The 1,174-nt window shown below is 61.8% G+C and carries 1 protein-coding gene; it reads left to right on the forward strand.

The window, feature by feature from the left end; genetic code table 11:
- Positions 1 to 56: 56 nt before the first annotated feature.
- Positions 57 to 1,174 (forward strand): IS3 family transposase gene (locus tag R5H30_RS21725; RefSeq protein WP_318330865.1). Its coding sequence is split into 2 segments (ribosomal slippage), with 1,119 coding nucleotides annotated over them: positions 57 to 321 and positions 321 to 1,174; the frame shifts between segments, so codons are not numbered across the junction. This gene is flagged as partial in the annotation.

Consider the following 1,174-nt stretch of genomic DNA (forward strand, 5'->3'; position numbering starts at 1 on the left):
TGAGCCTCCCCATCTGAATTGGTCCACCGCTATGGTTAGGAAACGGAGGACCAGGAATGGGGAACAAGCGACACAAGCCGGAAGAGATTGTCACGAAGCTGCGCCAGGTTGAGGTACTTGTCGGGCAAGGCATGGCGCGGGTGGATGCGATCCGAGAGGTGCGCATTACGGAGCAGACGTACTACCGCTGGAGGCGACAGTACGGGGGTATGGGAACCGACCAATTGAAGGAGCTGAAGCGGCTCCAGAAAGAGAATGAGCGGCTGAGGAAGGCGGTGTCAGACCTGACGCTCGACAAGCTCATCCTCACGGAGGCGGCACGGGGAAACTTCTGAGCCCTTCCCGTCGCCGAGCCTGCATTGATCATGTCCGCACCCGGATAGCGGTGTCAGAGCGCCGGGTCTGTCGCGTGCTCGGCCAGCACCGAACCACACAGCGACATCTGCCGAAAGGACGGGCGGACGAAGAGCGGCTCGTGTCCGACATGATCGAACTGGCTCGCCAGTATGGTCGGTACGGCTACCGGCGGATCGCGGCCCTGCTGAGAGATGCGGGCTGGCAAGTCAGCGACGGCCGCGTCGAGAGGCTATGGCGACGGGAGGGGCTGAAAGTGCCCGCAAAGCAACCAAAGAAAGGGCGGCTCTGGCTGAACGACGGCTCCTGCATAAGGCTGCGGCCAGAGTATCGAAACCACGTTTGGAGCTATGACTTCGTTCATTGTCGGACGGACGACGGCAAGGCCTTCCGGACCCTGAACATCCTCGACGAGTTCAGCCGCGAATGCCTGGCGATCAGGGTGAAGCGAAAGCTGAACTCGACCGACGTCATCGATGCTCTGAGTGATCTGTTCATCCTGCGCGGCGTGCCAGCCTTTGTCCGCTCCGACAACGGCCCGGAGTTCGTGGCCCAGACGGTCAGGGACTGGATCGCCGCTGTTGGCGCCGCGACCGCCTACATCGAACCAGGCTCACCCTGGGAGAACGGATACTGCGAGAGCTTCAACGGGCGGATGAGGGACGAACTGCTCAACGGCGAGATCTTCTACACGCTCCGCGAAGCCCAGATCATCATCGAAAACTGGCGCCGGCACTACAACGCCAAACGGCCACACAGCGCGCTCGGATACCGCCCACCAGCACCAGAAACCGTCATCCCGGTAGCCCAAAGGCCGCAC

Source organism: Roseobacter sp. FCG-D35 (assembly GCF_033436665.1).
Taxonomy (GTDB): domain Bacteria; phylum Pseudomonadota; class Alphaproteobacteria; order Rhodobacterales; family Rhodobacteraceae; genus JAWQFO01.